Genomic DNA, 19,346 nt, shown 5'->3' with positions numbered 1-19,346 from the left:
ATGCGACCGGCAGACGAACGGTACTTCGACGAACTCGAAACGGAACTCGACGAGGCGATAGCTGTCGCCAGCGAGGCCCGCGAACGCGGCGGTGACCCAACGACCGATGTGGAGATTCCGACCGCGCGCGACATGGCAGACCGCGTCGAGAACATCCTCGGTATCGACGGCGTCGCCGAACGCGTCCGAGAACTCGAAGGCGAGATGTCTCGCGAGGAAGCGGCGCTCGAACTCGTCGAGGACTTCGTCGAAGGCACTGTTGGTGACTACGACTCCCGCGCGGGGAAAATCGAGGGTGCGGTCCGGACCGCCGTTGCGCTGCTCACGGAGGGCGTCGTCGCTGCGCCAATCGAGGGCATCGACCGCGTCGAAATTCTCGACAACGACGATGGCTCTGAGTTCATCAACATCTACTACGCCGGCCCGATTCGGTCGGCAGGCGGAACCGCACAGGCGCTGTCGGTGCTCGTGGCTGACTACGCGCGCGCTCTGCTGGGCATCGACGAGTACAAACCCCGAGACGACGAGGTCGACCGCTACGCCGAAGAGGTCGAACTGTACGACAACGAAACGGGACTGCAGTATGCCCCCAAGGAGAAGGAAGCGAAATTTATCGCCGGGAATATGCCGATTATGCTCGACGGTGAGGCGACCGGCGACGAGGAAGTCTCTGGCTTCCGGGACCTCGAACGCGTGGCCACGAACTCCGCTCGTGGCGGGATGTGTCTGGTTTTCGGCGAGGGTATCGCGCTGAAAGCGCCGAAGATTCAGCGCTACACCCGCAGTCTCGACGAAGTCGAGTGGCCGTGGCTGCAGGACCTCATCGACGGCAACTACGGCGACGGCGACGACGAGGACGACGCCGACGAGTCCGAAGACGACGACTCGGCCGCAGAAGACGAAGTTGACGAGGCCGACGAGCAGGACGGCCCACCGCGTGCGGACAAGTCCAAAAAATACCTGCAGGACCTCATCGCCGGCCGACCGGTTTTCTCACACCCAAGCGAAACTGGCGGGTTCCGACTCCGATATGGGCGAGCGCGCAACCACGGCCACGCCACTGCGGGGGTCCATCCGGCGACGATGCACCTCGTGGACGACTTCCTCGCAACTGGGACGCAGGCCAAAACTGAACGGCCGGGCAAGGCTGCCGGTATCGTCCCAGTCGATTCCATCGAAGGGCCGACTGTCAGACTCGCTAACGGCGATGTCCGGCGGATTGATGACGCTGAGGAAGCGCTGGAAATCAGAAATGGCGTCGAGAAAATCCTCGACCTCGGCGAGTATCTTGTCAACTACGGCGAGTTCGTCGAGAACAATCACTCACTCGCGCCCGCGGGCTACGCCGTCGAGTGGTGGATTCAGGAGTTCGAGGACGCTGGCGCGCCGGTCCAGGCGATGCGTGACGACGTGGCCGTCGACCTCGACCATCCGAGCCCAGACCACGCGCTGGAGTGGACCGAGAGCTACGACGCGCCGCTACACCCGGAGTACACCTACCTCTGGCACGACCTGAGCGTCACGGCACTCGACGGACTCGCCGACGCGATTGCCGAGGGCGAGATTGCGGCAACGGACGGGGCTACTCGCCAACCAGCCCCGAACGCATCCGGCCAGAACGACACCTTGGTCGTCGAGAACACGCTCGACGTGCGCGACGCACTCGAAGCGCTGCTTGTCGAACACTCACAGCGAGGTGACACCATCGAGATTCCCGTCTGGCGACCGATGCTCCGAACGCTGGGACTCGATGACGACCTCCAGCGAACGTGGTCGCTGTCCGACCTCTCCGCCGAGGCGCGAAACTACGCTGACGGCGAGAACGCAATTCGTGCGGTCAACGAACTCGCGCCGTTCACTGTCCGCGAACGCGCACCGACCCGCATCGGCAACCGGATGGGCCGACCGGAGAAATCCGAGGAACGAGAACTCTCGCCGGCCGTCCACACGCTCTTCCCGATTGGCGAGGCTGGTGGCAACCAGCGCGATGTCGCCGCCGCTGCGACCCACGGCGATTCCGTCGAGGGCACACAGGGCGATGTCGAGGTGCAGGTCGGCCGCCGGGAGTGTGTCGACTGCGGGACCGAGACCCACCGCCCGCGCTGTCCCGACTGTGGCGGTATCGCTGCGCCAGTCTACGTCTGTCCCGACTGTGATAGCCGAATCGACCCCGACGAGTCGGGCCGCGCCGAGTGTAGCCGCTGTGAGACGCTTGCCTCTCCGACACAGACGAAGACCCTCGATATCCACGAGGAACTGCAATCAGCACTGGCGAACGTCGGCGAGCGACCCGCAGCCTACGACACGCTCAAAGCAGTCAAGGGACTTTCCTCGAAGGAAAAAACACCCGAACCGCTAGAGAAAGGCATTCTCCGGGCGAAACACGACGTGTCGGCGTTCAAAGACGGGACGGTTCGCTACGATATGACCGACCTGCCGGTGACTTCGGTCCGACCTGCCGAACTCGACGTGACCGTCGAGGACCTGCAGGAGTTGGGCTACACCGAGGACATCCGCGGCGACCCGCTGCACCACGAGGAGCAGCTGGTCGAACTCAACGTACAGGACGTGGTACTCTCTGACGGCGCGGCCGAACACATGCTCAAGACGGCTGATTTCGTCGATGACCTGCTGGAGCAGTACTACGGACTGGACCCGTACTACGAGTTCGAGGACCGCCAGGACCTGGTCGGCGAACTCGTCTTCGGGATGGCACCGCACACGAGCGCCGCAACTGTCGGACGAGTAATTGGGTTTACCTCGGCAGCCGTCGGATACGCGCATCCGTACTTTCACGCCGCGAAACGACGGAATTGCTTCCACCCGGAGACAGAACTCAGATATGTCGATGACGGTGACATCCGAGAAGTAAGTATCGAGGCGTTCGTTGAACGGCGACTCGATAACCCCGAAGAAGACGAGTTTGGAGTGCTTGTCGAAGAACTCGATGGAGACGAAGAGGTCAGAACGCTGACTGACGACGGACGCTGGACGACCAGACCAGTTGAAGCAGTCTCAAAACACCCCGCGCCGGACCACCTCGTTCGACTCGAAACCGAGGCCGGCCGGACACTCACGGTTACGCCTGACCACGAACTCTGTCGGTGGCGTGGACGGGCAGAGTCTGTCGAAGCACACCGGATTTCGGTCGGTGACCAGATACCGGAAGCCACCGGTCCAGATTCACCGCGAACGGAGACTAATCTGTCAGCATCTGCCGACGGTGGACAGCCAGAACTCGATACAGTCTCACAGGTAGAATTCGTTTCGACCGATATCGACTATACCTACTGTCTCACCGTCGCTGACACCAACCGGGTCGTCGTAAATGGTCTTGCGTCGGCTCAGTGCGACGGTGACGAAGATTGCGTCATGCTGTTGCTCGACGGCTTGCTCAACTTCAGCAAACAGTACCTCCCGGACCAGCGTGGGGGAAGCGTCGCCGAAGACTCCCGACTCGTCGCTGTCGACCCCGACGGCGACGTTCGGTTCATGACCTTCGGGGAGTTTTGGAACGAACTCGACGCCCCGACGGAAACAGATGGCAAGTTCCGCAAGCGAACCTGTGCGTCTGAAGGGTGGCAGACGTACGCCTTCGACGAGGAACACGCTGCCAGTCTCCAGCCAATCGAGAAGGCAATCCGGTACGAGGCTACGGACGACGACACGCTCCTGCGAATCGAGACGCAGTTCGGGCGGACCCTCGATATCACCGACGACCACAGTCTCTTCAGATACGACGACGGTATCGAAGAGGTCTCTGGAGCAGCTCTGACGGAAGGGGACTTGGTCGTCGCGCCTCGTGAACTTCCGGTCGACGAACGCACGACGACAATTGACGTCCCGGCGTGTCTCGACGATCCGTACGTCATCATCGACGACCATGTCGAAGACATACTCACGACGGCATGGGAGACAACCCAGACTGGTAGTCCGACACATCAGGCGTTCCGCTCCGGGCTCGCGTACAGACTCGACCGCTCGAAAATCGGACTTGGCCGGTTCGAGACGATTCTCGACCACTCCGACTTCGAGCCTCCCCGTGAGATTCGCATTGGACTCCCGGGCTCCGAAGATGGCATCGCCCGACAGATCGAAGTCGACGAGGACTTCGCTTGGTTACTCGGGCTGTTCGTCGCCGAAGGATCTCTGTCGAGCGTCTGTCCGGCGATTCACAACAGCGACGAGGAAATCGTCGACGAGGCCGTTCGGAGAGGTGAGCAGGCGCTCGGGTTTGAGCCCCGGACCCGATGGTCGAACCAGGCCTACGAGGTTCGATTCCCGGCGGTCTTTCGCGAAGTGCTCTACGAACTCGGCTTCGAGAACCGTGACACGTACAGTGCCAGTGAGAAAGTCGTCCCCGAGTGTATCCTCGACGCGCCGCGCGAGGTTGTGCTCTCGTTTCTTCGTGGATTTCTGGCGGGCGACGGGAGTACGCCAAGTGACGACAACGTGACGACATTTGCGTTCCACACGACGAGCGAAGACGTCAAGGACGGCCTCGTGTACCTCCTCCATCGCCTCGGACTCGTCGCCAATATCTCCCTGCGGGAACGCGGCGAGCGGCGGCAACCGATATACAGCGTGACCGTCTCTGGCGGTGCCGACGACAACCCGCTTCGCCGAATACTGAACGGAGAGTCACCGTACCAGCCGAAGAGTCTGGTTATCTCGGTTCCAGACGCGCTGTGGGACCTCCGTGAGATGGCTATTCCGGGTATCAAGCAGCTGATTCCAAAGTATCTGAAACGCAGAGAGAACATCTCACTCGAAAAACTCGGCGAGATTGTCGACGAACTCGACACGATGGCGCTCCCGAACGAGGCAACCGAACCGCTCGACCGGCTCCGGACGCTCGTTGACGGTGACCTCTCGTATCTCCGGATTGAAAACATCCAGCGGGTCGATTACGACGGCTATCTGTATGACCTGCAGGTCGGTGGAGAACCGATCTTCACCGCAAACTGGCTGTACGCTCACAACTCGATGGACGCGCCGCTGGTGATGTCCTCCCGAATCGACCCCACCGAAATCGACGACGAGGCGCACAACATCGACATCATGGAGTCCTATCCGCGGGAGTTCTACGAAGCCACTCGGGAGATGGCCGACCCCGAGGATGTCGAAGACATCATGAAAATTGCCGAGGAGACGCTCGGCACCGACCGGGAGTACACCGAATTCGCGCACAGTCACGACACCACAAACATCGCCGCCGGACCTGACCTGTCGGCCTACAAGACGCTGGGGTCGATGCAAGACAAGATGGACGCCCAGCTGGCGCTGTCGCGCAAACTCCGTGCAGTCGACGAATCTGACGTGGCCGAGCGAATTATCGAGTTCCACTTCCTGCCGGACCTGCTCGGCAACCTCAAGGCATTCTCCAGCCAGGAGTTCCGCTGTCTGGACTGCGGGAAAAAGTACCGCCGTGCGCCGCTCACAGGCGATTGCCGGGAGTGTGGCGGCGGAATCAACCTGACTGTCCACGAAGGCTCGGTTAACAAGTACATGGACACCGCAATTACCGTCGCCGAGGAGTTCGGTGCAGACGAGTACACCAAACAACGTCTCCAGATTCTCGAAACACGGATCGACCGTATTTTCGAGAATGACAACAACAAACAGTCTGGCATCGCGGACTTCATGTAACCGGTTGCCACAGGTAACGCTTATTTCCTCCTCGCACCAACTATCAGTCATGCCAGAAGAAGTTCTGTTCGAGACCGAGCAGTCACAGTCCCGCAGCGAGATTGCCACCTACCTCCGCAGTGTTGCAGACTCACTTGAGACGGGTGGGCCACTCGCGCTTTCCGCCGGCGACCAGTCCGTCGAACTCGACCCCACCGACCCCTCGACCTTCGAGGTGAAAGCCGAACGCGAAGGGCCAGCAGACAGCCTCGGCGAACTGAGCGTCGAGTTCGAAATCGAGTGGGACGAGGGCGACGACGGCGACGGCGAACTCCGCATCGAGTAGGCTCGTTTCCCAGCGAGAAACCGCTCGGGTGGATTTATCATTGCTTCGTATCATGACCAACTATGCACCCGGAGCTGTTGGCTGCGGTTCGCCGGCGTCTCTCACTGCGGACCGGGGTGCTGTGGCTCCTTTCGCTCGCCGTCGTCTACTATTTCACGTCCAATCTGGCGATGGTTGTCGGCATCGCGACGGCGTACTTGTTCGTCGGGACGACGGACCTGCTCGCGGACCTGCCGGGAGTCGACGAGCGGTGGGTGAAAGCCGGGTTTGCGGTCACCCTCGGCGCTGCCAGCACCGCCTGGCTCTGGTACACGCTGTTCGTGACCGGCGGACAGGCGTGGCTCCCGCTCGCCGCCGTCGTCGCGAGCGTGTGGTTCATCTTTGATGTCCGGGCGGATTTCGTCCAGAACCGACGACTCGACACGAGTGAGGGGTTCGAGGACCTGACCAGCACCGAGGCAATGCTGGTCATGCAACACGCACACCTCGTCGTCCAGACACTCCAAGACGAGCCGATGACCGTTCCGGAACTCGCGACGGCCTGTGATCTGACTGCCTCGCGGGTCGAGGATGTGATCGACATCGCCAGCGAGGATGGCACTATTTACCCGGTCGACCCAGACGCCGAGCAGTCACGGTACGCCGTCGACGACCAGCAACTGGGTGTGAGCGGGCTAGGTCGGCAGGCCGTTGGCGGTTTTTCTGGACTACTTGGTCGTGTTGTTCGCCCGTTCACCGACCAGTTCTAACCCACCGTCTCCGCTGTGAAGCAGTTGTGCCGTCGCGGGTCTGGGTTCGTCCGCGCGGCGGAAAGACTATTATCCAGTGTCGCGACAGTTTACACGATGTCTACGAAACTCAAACTCGCTATTGCACTGGTCGCTATCGCCCTGGTCTACAAGCTTGTCAGCAGCGAGTAATCTCAGGGACAGTACCGTTTGCAACCAACAGTCTTCTCGAATCCCTTAGGGGGCTTCACCCCAATTACTGGGTATGTACGGACTCGTCACGCGAAACGAAGAGGAGGTGACCTGGGAGGAGTTCGACCGGACGTTTTTCGAGATGAAAGACGTGACTGGTCGCGCCACCGAACCGGTCGCCGGAGCTGTCAATATGATTTCTGCGTTCGGGGACAACGCCGCCGTCGAGGGCGACCCGACGCTCGCCCCTATCGACGACTTCGGCACGCCAGCGACCCGCGAACGCCCGTACTTCGACTGGGACTACGTCTGTCCCTCGAAGGACACCTACCGCGAGGGCATCCTCGAAATGGTCGAAGACGCCGCCGCAGTCAACGAAGATGTTCGACTCGACGACGTTGGTTTCCCACGCGAGGAGTACTGCCACTGTGAGCACTGCAACCAGGCATTGGCCGAAAGTGACGCCGAGGACCGACAGGAATACCGCAGACAACGCATCACCGACTTTGTCGCCGACGCACGCGAGCGCGTGCCGGGTGACCTCTATCTGACGCTGTATCCCGACCCCTATCCCGGCCATCTCGACGCCCGCAGCGGACTCGACGTAGACGCGCTGTCGGAGTATGTCGACGAGTTCGTCGTTCCAATTTACGACATGGCTTACGAGACGACCTACTGGGTCGAAGTCATCGCCAAGGGATTCCAGGACCGACTCGACACGCCGTTTAGCATCGAACTCTACGCGATCAATATCGACGTGGACAATCTGATCAAAGTGATGGACGTGGCGGACGAGTATGCAAAGTCTGTGCTCTTTGGCTACGAGGCGGGCAACGCCCGCGCCGCAATCCGGCGCAAGCGCGCGGACAACCGCGAGGGCGTAGACCACGACCCCGGAGAGTAATCACTCCAGACAGTGGCGGTCACGCCAGCGTTGTAACTGCTCGCGGTCACGCGTATCTGTCGGCAACTCGGCGAACCACTCGGCCGCGGAGATTTCATCGTCTGGGTCCTGTACTGACGGTTCGCGGTGCTCGTTCACCCGGCGCTCAAAAATCGGCAACACACCCCACGTCGAGTACTCATCGCAGACGAAGGTGACACGCCCAAGTAGTGTGAGGCCGCGGAACTGCCCATCGATGCCCGCTTCTTCCTGCAGTTCGCGCCGTGCTGCCTCGTGAAACTGTTCGTCGCCGTCGGCACGGCCGCCGGGCAACACCCACAGGTTGACCCCCTCGTGGCGAACGAGCAACAGCCGCTCGCCGTGGGCAACCAGCGAGTGCGCTCCGTAGGGCGCGCCGTTGCGCTTGATCCGCTCTGCCACCGTCTCGAAGCGCTCTCTGCGAACTCGTTTTGTCGTCTCAAACTCCTGGTATCCGTCGTACTGTTCACAGAGGCGGTGATACGTCTGTTCGGCCTGCTGTTGGGCCTCGTCGGCCAGATACCACAGGTCGTCGACGACGGTCATCGCCACCTATCAGTCGGGAGATGGTCGCCAACAGCGATCCGGACGGGCCTCCTGTTCATACCCGTCCGTACTTGCGTCACTGCCATAAGTTTTTGATCCGCGCTGGCGGCCAGTGCGTACGTTTTTCATGTTGGACGAGCGATAGCACCCGTATGGACGAACTCCTCGACATTCTCGATCTGTTCGCGGACCTCGGTCTCGATGGGGTCGTCGTCTGGCTCTTTCGCCTGCTTGGATTCGTCACCATTCTCGCTGGGGCTGCCCTCTGGCTGTTCGCTGACGTCGGCATACTCATCCCGGCCGCGCTCATCATTGTCGGCCTCATCCTTCTCGTCGTGCCGGGGTTGCTGTTTGAGCTACTCGAACTGGCATAACGCTTCGTGACTGTCACGAACAAATGAAATTAAATACATTGAGAACCATCTGACGGTATGCAGACACTCGCACTGGCAGTTGGCGCATTTGTCGCTGTCGGGTTTGTCGGTGCGCCACTGCTCCGAGACGAAGCGGAACTGGAACCGCTCCGGCCACCCCTCGCCGCTGAGGAAGCCACGCACTCGGACGATGAGGATTCTGCTGTTGAATACGGCCCGCTACCCGTGGACGGCGGGGTTCGTTGCGGGAACTGTGGCAGCGTCAGCGAGGGGACATACAGCTATTGCGGGCAGTGCCTGACGGCCCTGCCCTGAGTTGGGAGGCCGTGGCCGAGTATTCTGTCGGTCGCAAAATCAACTGTCCTGCAACTGCTCGAACTGGTCAAGGAGCTCCGCTGTCGACTCGCCGCTGTCGAATTCGACTTCGCCGCGATACTCGTGGCGGTCATCATCGAAACTGGCGTCGACACTACTGTTTTTGCGTTCACGACGTTCGTGCTCGTCGTCGTCATATGCTCCCATCGACATTGTGTAACACTCACATGGTATGGTGGTATCGTATATCAATGTAACGGTGAACGTGGTAGTAACAAGCATACGTCCACAGACACTCATCCACAGCCATCTCGCCCAAAATCGTCCGCTTGTGGTTCTGGGCAGTCCGGATTCTCGGTGCCGATTCGGGTGACCGACAGCGTTTTTCGGCCCGCGGCCGTGACTCGTTGCGTGAACATTCGCGGCGTCGTCACCGAGGTCGAACAGCCCCGAACCGTCAACACGCAGTACGGCGAATCCGAACTCTGCGAGCTGACGGTCAGGCCCGACCGTGGCGCTGGTGGGCCGACGACGGTGACGCTGTGGGGCAAGTGGACTGAGACGGCCGAGTACCTCGAACCGGGGATGGAACTGGCTGTCTACGACGCCAACGAGAAGGAGTATCGCGGCGAGACGCAGTATACGACAGGTGAGGGGACGATGGTCGTCGTCGAACCCGAATTTTTGGTCAACGTGACCGACATCCGCGGCTGGGTGCAGTGTCCCCGGATGTACTACCTGAACAAACTCGGCGGCACCGAACTCGCCGAACCCGTCGTGAAGGGAACGATTATCCACGAAGTCTTCGGCGACTTGCTCCGGGGTATCGACGTCGAGACATCTGTCAACCGCCGTGTCGAGGAGGCAGGACTGGACCTCGGACTACTCGGCGCAGACCCTGCGGCGATGCGCGAGACGGCCCGCCAGCACGCCGAAGCCATCGAGGGCTGGCTCCAGCAAGGAACGCTGACCGAACGCGACGAGTGGCGCTCCGAACAACTGCTCGTCTCCGAACGCTACGGACTGAAGGGACGGGCCGACGCCGTCCGCCGGGGCGCACCGGTCGAACTCAAAACTGGCAAGAACACCAAGCGAGACCCCCGGTTTCAGGACAAAGTGCAGGCTGCCTGCTACGCCTTAGTACTCGGTGAGAAACGCGGCGGCGAGTATCCAGACACGGGAACGCTACTCTATACGAAGAATGCAGCAGTCGACCGCAACGAGGAGTCCGGGGACCTCTCCCCCGCGAAGGATTTCTCCATCAGCGAGGGATTCTTGCAGTTTGTCATCCGGGCGCGCAACGAACTCGCGGCGATGGAACACGATATCGACGTCCCGACGGGCTACGAGGCCGACGCCAAGTGTGAATACTGCTTCGAGCAGGACTCCTGTATGGCCATCGCTGGTCGGCTCGACCAGGAGGCAAAGGCTGGACAGGTCGGCACTGCTGTCCCGGAAGAAGAGCGGGCGTATTTCGAGCGATTCTACGAGGCCATCGAGACAGAGCGCCGAGCCATCCACCGCGAGTACGCGAAACTCTGGGACCAGACTCCCGAGGAACGCGCTGACGACGACCGGGCGCTGATCAATCTCACTCCAACAACACAGACCGAACTCGACGACGGCCGATGGGAACTCCGCGCCGAGGGGACCGGCGCTGTCTCGAAGATTCGCGTGGGCGGCCTCGTGCTTGCAAGCGACGGCGACCCTGTCGGCGGCAACGCCGAACTTGCCCGCGTCGAGCGCCTCGGTGCCGGAGACGACGAGATCGTCGTCACTGCTGAGGAACCTGTCGAACTCCGTCGCCTCGACATCTACCCATCCGAAATTTCGACCGACCGTCTGCTGACAGCGTTGCACGACGGAATCCTCACTCAGCCACCAGCGTGGAAAGACCCGCTGTTCGAGCGCCGCGACCCGGAGTTTCGACCCAGCGAGGAGACCATAATCGACAACAATCCCGCACAGGACGAGGCGGTCCGGCAGGCACTCGGCGCGGAGGATTTCTCGCTGATTCACGGCCCACCCGGCACCGGCAAGACCTACACGCTGGCGACGCTGGTCGAGGAACTCCTCGACCGAGGCGAGCGCGTGCTCGTCTCGGCCTTTACGAACCGAGCGGTCGACAACGCCCTCGAAGCACTCGAACAACAGGGGATAACCGACATCGTCCGGGTCGGGACCGAAAGCGGTGTTCGCGAAGATATGCAGCAGTACCGCCTCGACCAGTCCGGCGACCCGGCGGCGTGTGCCGCTCGACTCGAAGACGCCGACGTGGTCGCGGCGACCACCGCGACCTGTGGCTCGCGAGCACTGCGTACCCAATCGTTCGACGTGGCTGTCGTCGACGAGGCCGGACAACTCACCGAACCCGCCAGCCTCGCGGCTGTCGCGCTCTCGGAGCGGTTCGTACTGGTGGGGGACCACCACCAGCTCCCGCCGGTCGTCCAGTCTGACGCCGACCTCGACCGCTCGCTGTTTCAGCGTCTGGCCGAAACCTACCCCGAGGCGGGGACGATGCTCGACCAGCAGTACCGCATGTCCCAGCGAATTCAGGCCTTCCCCTCCCGGGAGTTTTACGATGGCAAACTGCGCCCAGCGACAGGTGAAGTTGCCGCCCAGCGCATCGACGACCTGCCCGACGTCTCGCTGTCTGCGCTGCCGGAACACTTGCGGGACTCGGTTACGTTTATCGACCCCGACGGCGGACAGCAGGGCAACACCAACCCTGAGGAAGCGAAAACAGTCGTCGAAACAGTCGGGTCGTTCCGCCAGGCGGGCGTTCCTGCCGACGACATTGGTGTGATTGCGCCGTTCCGGGCACAGGTCGCTGAAATCGGCCAGCGACTTCCGCCGGGGGTGACTGTCGACACGGTAGACCGCTTCCAGGGGTCGAGTAAACAAGTGATTATCGTCTCCTTCGTTGCTACTGGCTCGCTCGACGGCCCGATTTTCGAGGACTACCGGCGGATCAACGTTGCGCTCACCCGCGCGAAGAAGTCACTCGTGCTCATTGGAGACGCTGGGGCGCTGTCGACCGACGAGAGGTACGGTCGGATGGTCGAGTGGGCGCACTAACAGACCGAAAATAGCGCGACGTTTTTTATCCCTGCGGGTAGAGATTCAAGGTATGACACACGTCTTGTTGTCCATCGATGAAGACGAGTCCCGCGCACGTGCACAGGCAAACACCGTCCTCGACCTGCTCGACACCGAGGACCTGTCCGTGGATCTGCTGCACGTCTTCGAGAACAACCCCGAAGGAGCAACGGCTCAACAGATGGGGTCGGTTCGGCGAGCACGAGAAATACTCGAGGAAGCCGGTGTCGACGTGACCACTCTGGGCGAGGGGGGCGACCCGGGACACGAAATCGTCGAGTACGCCGAGAAAATCGAGGCCGACGCAATCTGTATCGCCGGCCGAAAGCGCTCACCTGCTGGCAAAGTTGTCTTCGGCAGCGTCACGCAGGACGTGATTCTCAACACCGAGCGGTCAGTGTTAGTCTGCAGTCCGGACGGCGCGACGTAAGCTACTCCGCCCCGTCGTCGACCGCTCCGCAGGCAGTGCATTTCGGCGCGCCGACATCGGGGTCGTACTCCAGATTTCCTTCGCCACACTCCGGACAGGGCAGATAGTTGACCGACTCGCCGTACTGCGCGACCTCTGTTGGGTTCATCTCGGCGTTGCTCTTTCGACTGCGGAGTCGGCCGCGGAGATAGTTGAGCAGTTTCGACAGCATCTACCCGTTCTTTGACTGCACCGAAGAAAAGCTGTCGCGGACTGAGACAGACATACCTGTCTACACGTGTTCGTCTCTGGTATGTTGTGGGTGCTCCTCGCGCTCGCCGCCGCGATTGCAGCCGCGGCGTTTGTACTTGCGCCGCTCGTCCGCGCTGAGGAGGATATCGACCGCATTCACCGGTCACGCCCCGGCGTTCGCAACATCCGCGGTCCGACGCCCGAGGAACTCCAAGCGGACCAACAGCCCTCCACCGACGCTACTGGCAAGACAGGCTGTCCACACTGTGGCGCACCTGTCACCGAGGGGTACCGCTACTGCGGGCAGTGCAGCAAGCGACTCCAGTGACTCAGTCCGACGGCGACGTTTCGGTCGTGCCTTCGATCTCGTCGAGCACGCGCTGGTGGAATTCCTGCAGCACCTCAGACTCGTCTTCGGCCAGTACCACATCCGAGGCCATCAGCGTCGCCAGTCCGAACGCTTTCGGTGACGGTGATTCGACGCGCGTTTTCTCGATGGTAACCTCGCCGTCTTGCAGTGCTCGGAGCACCGATTCGATGCCCGCGATGTTGAGTTTGTCTTCGAGAATTTCGCGGTAGGTTTCGTCGATGACCGCGAAATCGTGCAGTCCCTCGGCGAAACTCAACAGCATCTCACTGGAGACCTGCTGTTCGCTTGCCGACTTCTCGTAGCCCTTGTATCGCTTGAGGATCATCAGCGCCCGCGTGGCGTTGATCCGGAAATACCGCTGCAGCAGGTCGGTCCCGTCGAGGCTGGCCCGGAGGTCAGCCCGCGCCGCCGCTGGGTCGAGACGCTCCACGACGCCGGCGATGTCGACTTTCCGGTTCAGCGGCATCGATAAGGTAAACCCGTGGTCTGCAACGGCCACCTGCACGTTGGCGTTGGCCTCCTGTGCGCAGTGATACGCAAGGAGTCGTGAAAAGCCATCGTTGAACCGCCGCCCGTAGTTCGAGTGGACGTAGTAGTGCCGTTCGTACTCGTTGTGGTCGAGTTCTTCCTCGATAACTAAGCGCTCGCTCGTGCTCACACTCTCTGTCCCGGTGTAGCGAATCTGCTCGTCGAACATCCGCGTGATTGCCTGCACGCTGTGTTCGTCCAGTGGAAACTCGCGAAGCCAGACCCGAACGCCGGATTTCCCGTCGGCAGCGAGTCGCTCACACAAATCGCCCTGGAAGGCAAGAATCTCTCGGCCGAGGTCATACGAGAGGGGCAGTCGCTCAGAGAACCACGACGGCACCGTTGGGCGGGCGCTGGTTCGGTCAACGTAGACTTTCGAGCCACGCCGATAGCTGTACTCGAAGTTCTCGCCGCCGAGGACGAATACGTCGCCTGCTTCGAGCGTATCCAGATACTCCTCGTCGAGCTGGCCGACCCACTCGTCGCTCGACCGAGTGAACACGTCGCAGGTGAACGAATCGGGAATGGTGCCGATGTTCGTCATGTAGATAACTCGGGCAAGGCGGCCGCGCTTGCCGATTAGCGGTTCGCCTACGTCGTACTCGTCGTAGTGGAACTCACCGTCAGGCGCGTCGTTCGTGTCGCGCCAGATTTTCGCGTAGACGTTTTTCTCTTCCATGCCGTCGTAGGACGCGGTCAGATACCGACAGAGCTGTTCCCACTGCTCGTCGCCGTACTCGCGGTAGGGGTAGGCAGATTCCAGAATTTCCCGAATCTCTGCTTCGGGACGCGGCCCGTTTATCGCCATCCCGTAGACGTGCTGTGTCGCCACGTCCTGTGCGTTCTCCGGCACGAACACCCGGTCGACAAAGCCTTCTTCGGCCTTCTTGAGCATGACCGCACACTCGATGAGTTCGTCTCGGTCGAGTGCGAACACCCGCCCGGTGACTGTCTGGCCGAGTTGGTGGCCGGCCCGCCCGACCCGCTGGAGCAGCGAGGCGACGGATTTCGGTGACCCGACCTGCACAACCAGGTCCAGTTCGGGCATATCGATTCCCAGCTCTAGTGAGGTTGATGTCGTCACCACGTCGAGTTCGCCAGCCTTGAGCTGTGATTCGATCTCTTGTCTCCGTTCTTTCGAGAGACTGCCGTGGTGACAGCCGGAGTTGCCCTCGTCGTAGCCGTCGAAGCGTTCCCGGAGGTTCTGCAGCACGCGTTCAGCCCCGGACCGCGTGTTTGTGAACACAAGCGTGTTCGTGTGGTCCTGAATCAGGTCGTTGAGTTCTGTGTAAAACCGCTCGTTGACCACGCCGGACGGCGTGTTGATCAGGTCGTCGGTCGGACAGCGCAACTCCATATCGAACTCCCGGACGAACCGTGTATCGACAATCTCGTAGTCCCGAGGCTGGCGGTCCTCCGCTGTCGTCCCATCCTCGCTGGTTCGGTTGGAGTTGTAGCCGACCAGAAACTCCCCAATCGTATCCAGCGGTTCGACTGTTGCCGAACAGCCGATTCGTGTCGGCGAGCTTTCGGCCATCGCCTCGAGTCGTTCCAGCGAAACCGAGAGGTGTGTCCCGCGTTTGTTCTCTGCGAGGCTGTGAATCTCGTCGACGATGACGTACTCGACGGTGCGGAGCTTCTCGCGAAACTTCGGAGAGTTGAGCAGGATTGCGAGTGTCTCTGGTGTCGTATTGAGAATGTGGGGCGTTGTCTCCAGCATCGCCTGCCGTTCGCTATCGCTGGTGTCGCCGTGGCGAATTGCGTGCCGAATTTCGACATCTTCGCCGCGCTCGTCGAGTTTTTCGGTGATGCCGTCGAGTGGGACTTCGAGATTCCGGTGGATATCGTTGGCCAGCGATTTGAGCGGGGAGATATACAGGCAGTAGACGCTATTGTCCAGTCCCTCCGCTTGGTCGCGGCGAAAGAGTTCGTTGATGATGCTGGTGAACGAGGAGAGGGTATTGTGCATGAACAGCCCGCCACGGCCACCGATGTAATTCTGCGTGCCCGGGACGCTGAGATCAATTATTTCACCACTATATTGCACAGGTGTTACTTCATTCACTGTGAGCCAGACGATATCCTGTGACTGTATCCGTTGTATTTTTTCTTGGAGCTCTGTCACGGCTCCTTCTGCTGGCAACTGGCTCAATTCTGCGGAGAGTTTCGACAAGGCACGGTCAGTAATGTATCCAGAACGGCGAACGACCTCGTAGATATTTCCAATTCTGTCATTAAACTCAGCATCGCTCCCATAGTACTCAGATAGCGCGCGGATATCCTTGTAATCGAATGCATGCTTGCCCACGTAATTCCCGCCGCCCTCCCCCCTCCGGACGTGAGATTCTACCCGACCGATATTCGGGTGACGAATATCGAACTCCGAGAGCAGCGTCTCGAGATTCGTCTTTTGCCGAACTGTAAGTTCGTAGTACTGTCGTGTCTTCTGGGATTCGGTATTTGTTGGGGCCTTTTCTTTCGTATTTCGGGCCGCGACGATACCAAACGAGAGCAGCAAATAATTCAGCTGCTCGATTTTCATTTCGTTCGCCTGGAGTATTCGTACTTCTTTCTCTCTCAGTTCGGCCTCTAAGGAGAGAAATGTTGCAACGAATACGCGCTTTATTCGTTTTTCAGCATTCAGAACCCAGTCAGGAAACGGTACAGTCCGACCTTTGCCTGACTCGATTCCAAGTAACTCGCTCAAGAACTGCACGAACGCCGTGTCGTTGATTACGTAATCAATGTCGTTTCTCTGGTCGAACGAAACAGCGAAGATTCTCTCGAAGTCTGCCAACACTGTCTCGAGCAAATCGGTACGCAGAGACTGCGAGATACTAACTCTCGTGTTAGAACCGTACTCCCCAATGAACCCTTCTGCAAGAATGAATGCCGCTATTCGGGCGACATCTGGCGTCACTGTCTCTACGTAGCTGAACCGGGACAGATTCCCTCCGTCTGTCTTCACTACGACTTCGTTCGCGTCTGGGACCTCCAGTTCTGATTCGAGAAATTTCAACAATTCCTGCTGACGGTGTGTAGATTCCCCTGTGCAAAGTTTGTACACCGTTGCTATCCCGACGCCAACCTCTGCTGCGATCTCTTCGAACGTCGCACCAGTGAGGGCAATACTCTCTCGCCGTTGTGATTCAGTCAAATCAGAGAGTGCTGATGCAGCGGTGAGCTCTCTCTGGAGTTGTTCCGCTTCCTCTTTCGTAATAACGATTGGGTGTTGCTCGCGAAGTGTACTCAGCGCTGACTCGACGTCCAACGTGATTCCTTTTTCGGGTAGGTCGACCTGATTTGGTATCCCAACTTTGTCACCCGGTTCAATATCGTCACTTCGTCGCCACTCCGTTCCGTTCTCCGTTTCGACGAGCAGTGGGTGGTCTGGCGTCACTTCTGCCATCCGTCCGTACTCTGTGTTGATCTGATTCAATCGACCGTCGTATGGCTCCGCATACACCATCGAGTCCTGTTTCGTGACAGATCCTGTGCGCTCGTCCAACGAGTACGCAGTAAAATCACTGCTGTACAGGACGCCGTCGTCGATTTCAGATATCTTCTGTCCACTCTGTTCGCGAAGGCTGTGCGCGCGTTTGACCGACGCTGTGCCATCTTGGTCGACAAGTATCGGTGTGTCTGGTCGAACACACTTCCCCGACCCGGTCGGCGAGCAGACGAGTGTATTCGTCCCTTCGTGAATCAGCGGAATCGCTTCCTTCTGTGGCGGCGTGAAGAAGCCACCATTTTCGGGGACGTACTCTCCGAACTGTTCGACCCACCACTCCTGAACCACTGGCTCCAGCGTGTCGAGCACGTCCGCGTCGTCAATCGAGACTGTCTCGGGGTCAAAGGGGGCGGTCTCGGCAAGACGCTCCATCGCTCCCATCTTGTCTTGAGGTAGGACCGCAGGCTCTTGTCGGTTGCGCGGTTCTGAGAATGGAGGTGTGTTTTTGCGAGTGTTAATCTTGTCTGGACTGCGACCAGCCAGAAAGCCCCGAGGCTCTCGGATCGGGGGGCTCGCTGCGCTCCAGTGGGTGCTTGCGTCGCCCGCCTTCCCCGAGAGCCTCGCCCCTTTCAGTCCCACCCTGTTGCTTGTGCCACAGGCCACCGTGGGTGGGGCTGAAAGGGGCCGTCCGCCTTGCTCCATCCCGGGCGAAGCAAGCACCGGAACAGCGTGAGGAGCGCAGCGAGTAGCGAGGGACCGAAGGTCCCTCGGACACTGCGAACGGCGGCGTTGCCGCCGTGAGCAGGCCCCGGATGGGCAAGCGGACGGGGGCTTTCTGGTTGTTCAACACCGAACCGGCCGAACCAGCTCCGACCAGTACTGATTCAAATCTACCTACTAATACACATCCTCGTAATCGACACGCTTTCGACGGTCACTCCCTCAATCAGCGTATGAACTTCGAGGTCATTCCGGCAGTCGATATGCAGGACGGGGAAGTCGTGCAACTCGTCGGCGGCGAGCGCGGGACCGAAACCACCTACGGCGACCCGGTCGACGCCGCGACGGAGTGGGTCGAGGCCGGCGCAGAAACCCTGCATCTTGTCGATCTCGATGGTGCCTTCGAAGGTAAGCGCGCCAACGCCGACGCCATCGACGCCATTGTCGACGCTTGTGATGTCGACCTCCAACTCGGCGGTGGTATCCGGACCGCGGCGGACGCACGGCGACTGCTCGACCGCGGTATCGACCGCGTCATCCTCGGCACCGCAGCCGTCGAGACACCCGAAATTGTCGGTGAAATCGACGACACCCACTCCGGAACGGTCGTGGTGAGTCTCGACGCCAAAGAGGGGGAAGTGGTCGTCTCGGGCTGGCAGGAAGGGACGGGACTGGACCCCGTTGAAGCCGCACAGCGCTACGAAGACCTCGGTGCTGGCGCAATCCTGTTCACGAACGTCGACGTGGAGGGACAACTCGACGGCGTCCGGACAGAGCCAGTCGAGCGCCTCGCCGCTGCGGTCGATATTCCCGTTATCGCAAGCGGTGGCGTCGCAACAATCGAGGATATCCTCGCGTTGCGCGAGGCCGGCGCGAGCGCAGTCGTCGTCGGCAGTGCACTCTACGAAGGCAACTTCACGCTGGCGGCAGCACGCGACGCCGTCAGCGAGTAACTACGCTGGCAGCGAGACGGTACTGACTGGCTGGTTGTGCGTGGCGTCCCAGAAAATCAGCTCCGTAACCGACCAGTTGATTGGTTCGATGTCGCCGGCCACGCGCTCGGCCATCTCTCTCGACCCACCGCGGGCAATGGTGACATGTGGGCTGTAGTTGTTGCCCTCGATTTCTTCGTCGACGATGCCAAACCGTTCGACCAGTCGGTCGTGCAGCGCCAGCAGTTCTGGTGACTCGACGACGAAGTGGACGACGGGTGCGGTCCCGACCGGTGGATTCTCGAAGACACCAATCTCACTGATCCGTGCCTCGAAGGGAGGCTGACCTCGGAGTAGTTCCCGGGTTTGGGCCTCGATGCGGCTGTACTGCGCGTTCTGGTCGCTGGCGAGTCGTTTGACCCCCAGCGTGTGCTCGCCGCGGTTGCGAATCCGGGCCTGGGGCAGTTCCCGAGCAACCTCGCTGGCGGCGCTCGCGACACGGGTCGGTACGGGAACGTTCAGACTGTACACGCT

Annotated in this window: 16 protein-coding genes; 10 read left to right on the top strand and 6 right to left on the bottom strand. The window is 60.5% G+C overall.

Annotated elements, in window-relative coordinates:
• The 4 genes from polC to ACMGFM_RS09445 all read left to right on the top strand — a co-directional run bounded on the left by polC (position 1) and on the right by ACMGFM_RS09445 (position 7,798).
• Positions 1–5,649, top strand: coding sequence for a DNA polymerase II large subunit (gene polC / locus ACMGFM_RS09460; protein WP_436902288.1), 5,649 nt, complete (start codon positions 1–3; stop codon positions 5,647–5,649).
• A 49-nt stretch (positions 5,650–5,698) separates the two neighbouring features.
• The gene (locus tag ACMGFM_RS09455) at positions 5,699–5,974 is read left to right on the top strand and encodes an amphi-Trp domain-containing protein (RefSeq protein WP_436902287.1); all 276 of its coding nucleotides are present in this window, start codon (positions 5,699–5,701) and stop codon (positions 5,972–5,974) included.
• Positions 5,975–6,036: 62 nt separating this feature from the next.
• The gene (locus ACMGFM_RS09450) at positions 6,037–6,723 is read left to right on the top strand and encodes a hypothetical protein (protein WP_436902285.1); all 687 of its coding nucleotides are present in this window, start codon (positions 6,037–6,039) and stop codon (positions 6,721–6,723) included.
• A 244-nt stretch (positions 6,724–6,967) separates the two neighbouring features.
• On the top strand, positions 6,968–7,798 hold the full coding sequence (locus ACMGFM_RS09445; RefSeq protein WP_436902284.1) for a hypothetical protein: 831 nt from the start codon (positions 6,968–6,970) through the stop codon (positions 7,796–7,798).
• Here the strand turns inward: ACMGFM_RS09445 and ACMGFM_RS09440 are convergent, their stop codons facing one another.
• Positions 7,799–8,362, bottom strand: a complete 564-nt coding sequence (locus ACMGFM_RS09440) for an NUDIX hydrolase (protein WP_436902283.1) — start codon at positions 8,360–8,362, stop codon at positions 7,799–7,801.
• A 152-nt stretch (positions 8,363–8,514) separates the two neighbouring features.
• Between ACMGFM_RS09440 and ACMGFM_RS09435 the strand changes: the two genes are divergently transcribed.
• Positions 8,515–8,736, top strand: a complete 222-nt coding sequence (locus ACMGFM_RS09435; RefSeq protein WP_436902282.1) for a hypothetical protein — start codon at positions 8,515–8,517, stop codon at positions 8,734–8,736.
• Positions 8,737–8,793: 57 nt separating this feature from the next.
• Positions 8,794–9,051 (top strand): DUF7577 domain-containing protein, encoded by a 258-nt coding sequence (locus ACMGFM_RS09430; RefSeq protein ID WP_436902281.1) that lies wholly within the window; start codon positions 8,794–8,796, stop codon positions 9,049–9,051.
• A gap of 39 nt (positions 9,052–9,090) precedes the next feature.
• On the opposite strand, the gene ACMGFM_RS09425 is transcribed toward ACMGFM_RS09430, so the two are convergent.
• On the bottom strand, positions 9,091–9,264 hold the full coding sequence (locus ACMGFM_RS09425) for a DUF5786 family protein (RefSeq protein ID WP_436902280.1): 174 nt from the start codon (positions 9,262–9,264) through the stop codon (positions 9,091–9,093).
• A gap of 83 nt (positions 9,265–9,347) precedes the next feature.
• Positions 9,348–9,470 carry a hypothetical protein gene (locus ACMGFM_RS09420; protein WP_436902279.1) on the bottom strand — a complete coding sequence of 41 codons (123 nt, stop codon included), beginning with the start codon at positions 9,468–9,470 and terminating at the stop codon, positions 9,348–9,350.
• Here ACMGFM_RS09420 and ACMGFM_RS09415 point away from each other — a divergent pair.
• Both ACMGFM_RS09415 and ACMGFM_RS09410 read left to right on the top strand, forming a co-directional pair.
• Positions 9,463–12,129 carry an AAA domain-containing protein gene (locus tag ACMGFM_RS09415; RefSeq protein ID WP_436902278.1) on the top strand — a complete coding sequence of 889 codons (2,667 nt, stop codon included), beginning with the start codon at positions 9,463–9,465 and terminating at the stop codon, positions 12,127–12,129. The two genes, ACMGFM_RS09420 and ACMGFM_RS09415, sit on opposite strands and share 8 nt — an antisense overlap.
• A 52-nt stretch (positions 12,130–12,181) precedes the next feature.
• Complete coding sequence (locus ACMGFM_RS09410) at positions 12,182–12,580, top strand: universal stress protein (RefSeq protein WP_436902277.1); 399 nt, start codon at positions 12,182–12,184, stop codon at positions 12,578–12,580.
• Position 12,581: 1 nt separating this feature from the next.
• Here the strand turns inward: ACMGFM_RS09410 and ACMGFM_RS09405 are convergent, their stop codons facing one another.
• On the bottom strand, positions 12,582–12,791 hold the full coding sequence (locus ACMGFM_RS09405) for a hypothetical protein (RefSeq protein WP_436902276.1): 210 nt from the start codon (positions 12,789–12,791) through the stop codon (positions 12,582–12,584).
• Positions 12,792–12,872: 81 nt separating this feature from the next.
• On the opposite strand from ACMGFM_RS09405, the gene ACMGFM_RS09400 reads away from it, so the two are divergent.
• Positions 12,873–13,139, top strand: a complete 267-nt coding sequence (locus tag ACMGFM_RS09400) for a DUF7577 domain-containing protein (RefSeq protein WP_436902275.1) — start codon at positions 12,873–12,875, stop codon at positions 13,137–13,139.
• A gap of 1 nt (position 13,140) precedes the next feature.
• Here ACMGFM_RS09400 and ACMGFM_RS09395 read toward each other — a convergent pair whose 3' ends face one another.
• On the bottom strand, positions 13,141–17,601 hold the full coding sequence (locus ACMGFM_RS09395; protein WP_436902274.1) for an ATP-dependent helicase: 4,461 nt from the start codon (positions 17,599–17,601) through the stop codon (positions 13,141–13,143).
• A gap of 512 nt (positions 17,602–18,113) precedes the next feature.
• Here ACMGFM_RS09395 and hisA point away from each other — a divergent pair.
• On the top strand, positions 18,114–18,833 hold the full coding sequence (gene hisA / locus ACMGFM_RS09390) for a 1-(5-phosphoribosyl)-5-[(5-phosphoribosylamino)methylideneamino]imidazole-4-carboxamide isomerase (RefSeq protein WP_436902272.1): 720 nt from the start codon (positions 18,114–18,116) through the stop codon (positions 18,831–18,833).
• Here hisA and ACMGFM_RS09385 read toward each other — a convergent pair whose 3' ends face one another.
• Positions 18,834–19,343, bottom strand: coding sequence for a 2'-5' RNA ligase family protein (locus tag ACMGFM_RS09385; RefSeq protein ID WP_436902271.1), 510 nt, complete (start codon positions 19,341–19,343; stop codon positions 18,834–18,836).
• Positions 19,344–19,346: the final 3 nt, after the last annotated feature.

It is taken from the genome of Halovenus halobia (assembly GCF_051414135.1).
In the GTDB taxonomy this organism is placed as follows: Archaea; Halobacteriota; Halobacteria; order Halobacteriales; family Haloarculaceae; genus Halovenus; species Halovenus halobia.
Note: the sequence above shows the minus strand (reverse complement) of the source record. Positions and strands in the feature narration are given on the sequence as shown.

Excerpts from the sequence above, each read along its gene's own strand:
- polC (WP_436902288.1), top strand. The coding sequence starts at position 1 with ATGCGACCGGCAGACGAACGGTACTTCGACGAACTCGAAACGGAACTC.
- hisA (WP_436902272.1), top strand. The coding sequence starts at position 18,114 with ATGAACTTCGAGGTCATTCCGGCAGTCGATATGCAGGACGGGGAAGTC.
- ACMGFM_RS09450 (WP_436902285.1), top strand. The coding sequence starts at position 6,037 with ATGCACCCGGAGCTGTTGGCTGCGGTTCGCCGGCGTCTCTCACTGCGG.
- ACMGFM_RS09410 (WP_436902277.1), top strand. The coding sequence starts at position 12,182 with ATGACACACGTCTTGTTGTCCATCGATGAAGACGAGTCCCGCGCACGT.
- ACMGFM_RS09400 (WP_436902275.1), top strand. The coding sequence starts at position 12,873 with ATGTTGTGGGTGCTCCTCGCGCTCGCCGCCGCGATTGCAGCCGCGGCG.
- ACMGFM_RS09435 (WP_436902282.1), top strand. The coding sequence starts at position 8,515 with ATGGACGAACTCCTCGACATTCTCGATCTGTTCGCGGACCTCGGTCTC.
- ACMGFM_RS09430 (WP_436902281.1), top strand. The coding sequence starts at position 8,794 with ATGCAGACACTCGCACTGGCAGTTGGCGCATTTGTCGCTGTCGGGTTT.
- ACMGFM_RS09405 (WP_436902276.1), bottom strand. The coding sequence starts at position 12,791 with ATGCTGTCGAAACTGCTCAACTATCTCCGCGGCCGACTCCGCAGTCGA.
- ACMGFM_RS09440 (WP_436902283.1), bottom strand. The coding sequence starts at position 8,362 with ATGACCGTCGTCGACGACCTGTGGTATCTGGCCGACGAGGCCCAACAG.
- ACMGFM_RS09455 (WP_436902287.1), top strand. The coding sequence starts at position 5,699 with ATGCCAGAAGAAGTTCTGTTCGAGACCGAGCAGTCACAGTCCCGCAGC.
- ACMGFM_RS09445 (WP_436902284.1), top strand. The coding sequence starts at position 6,968 with ATGTACGGACTCGTCACGCGAAACGAAGAGGAGGTGACCTGGGAGGAG.
- ACMGFM_RS09395 (WP_436902274.1), bottom strand. The coding sequence starts at position 17,601 with ATGGGAGCGATGGAGCGTCTTGCCGAGACCGCCCCCTTTGACCCCGAG.
- ACMGFM_RS09425 (WP_436902280.1), bottom strand. The coding sequence starts at position 9,264 with ATGTCGATGGGAGCATATGACGACGACGAGCACGAACGTCGTGAACGC.
- ACMGFM_RS09420 (WP_436902279.1), bottom strand. The coding sequence starts at position 9,470 with ATGTTCACGCAACGAGTCACGGCCGCGGGCCGAAAAACGCTGTCGGTC.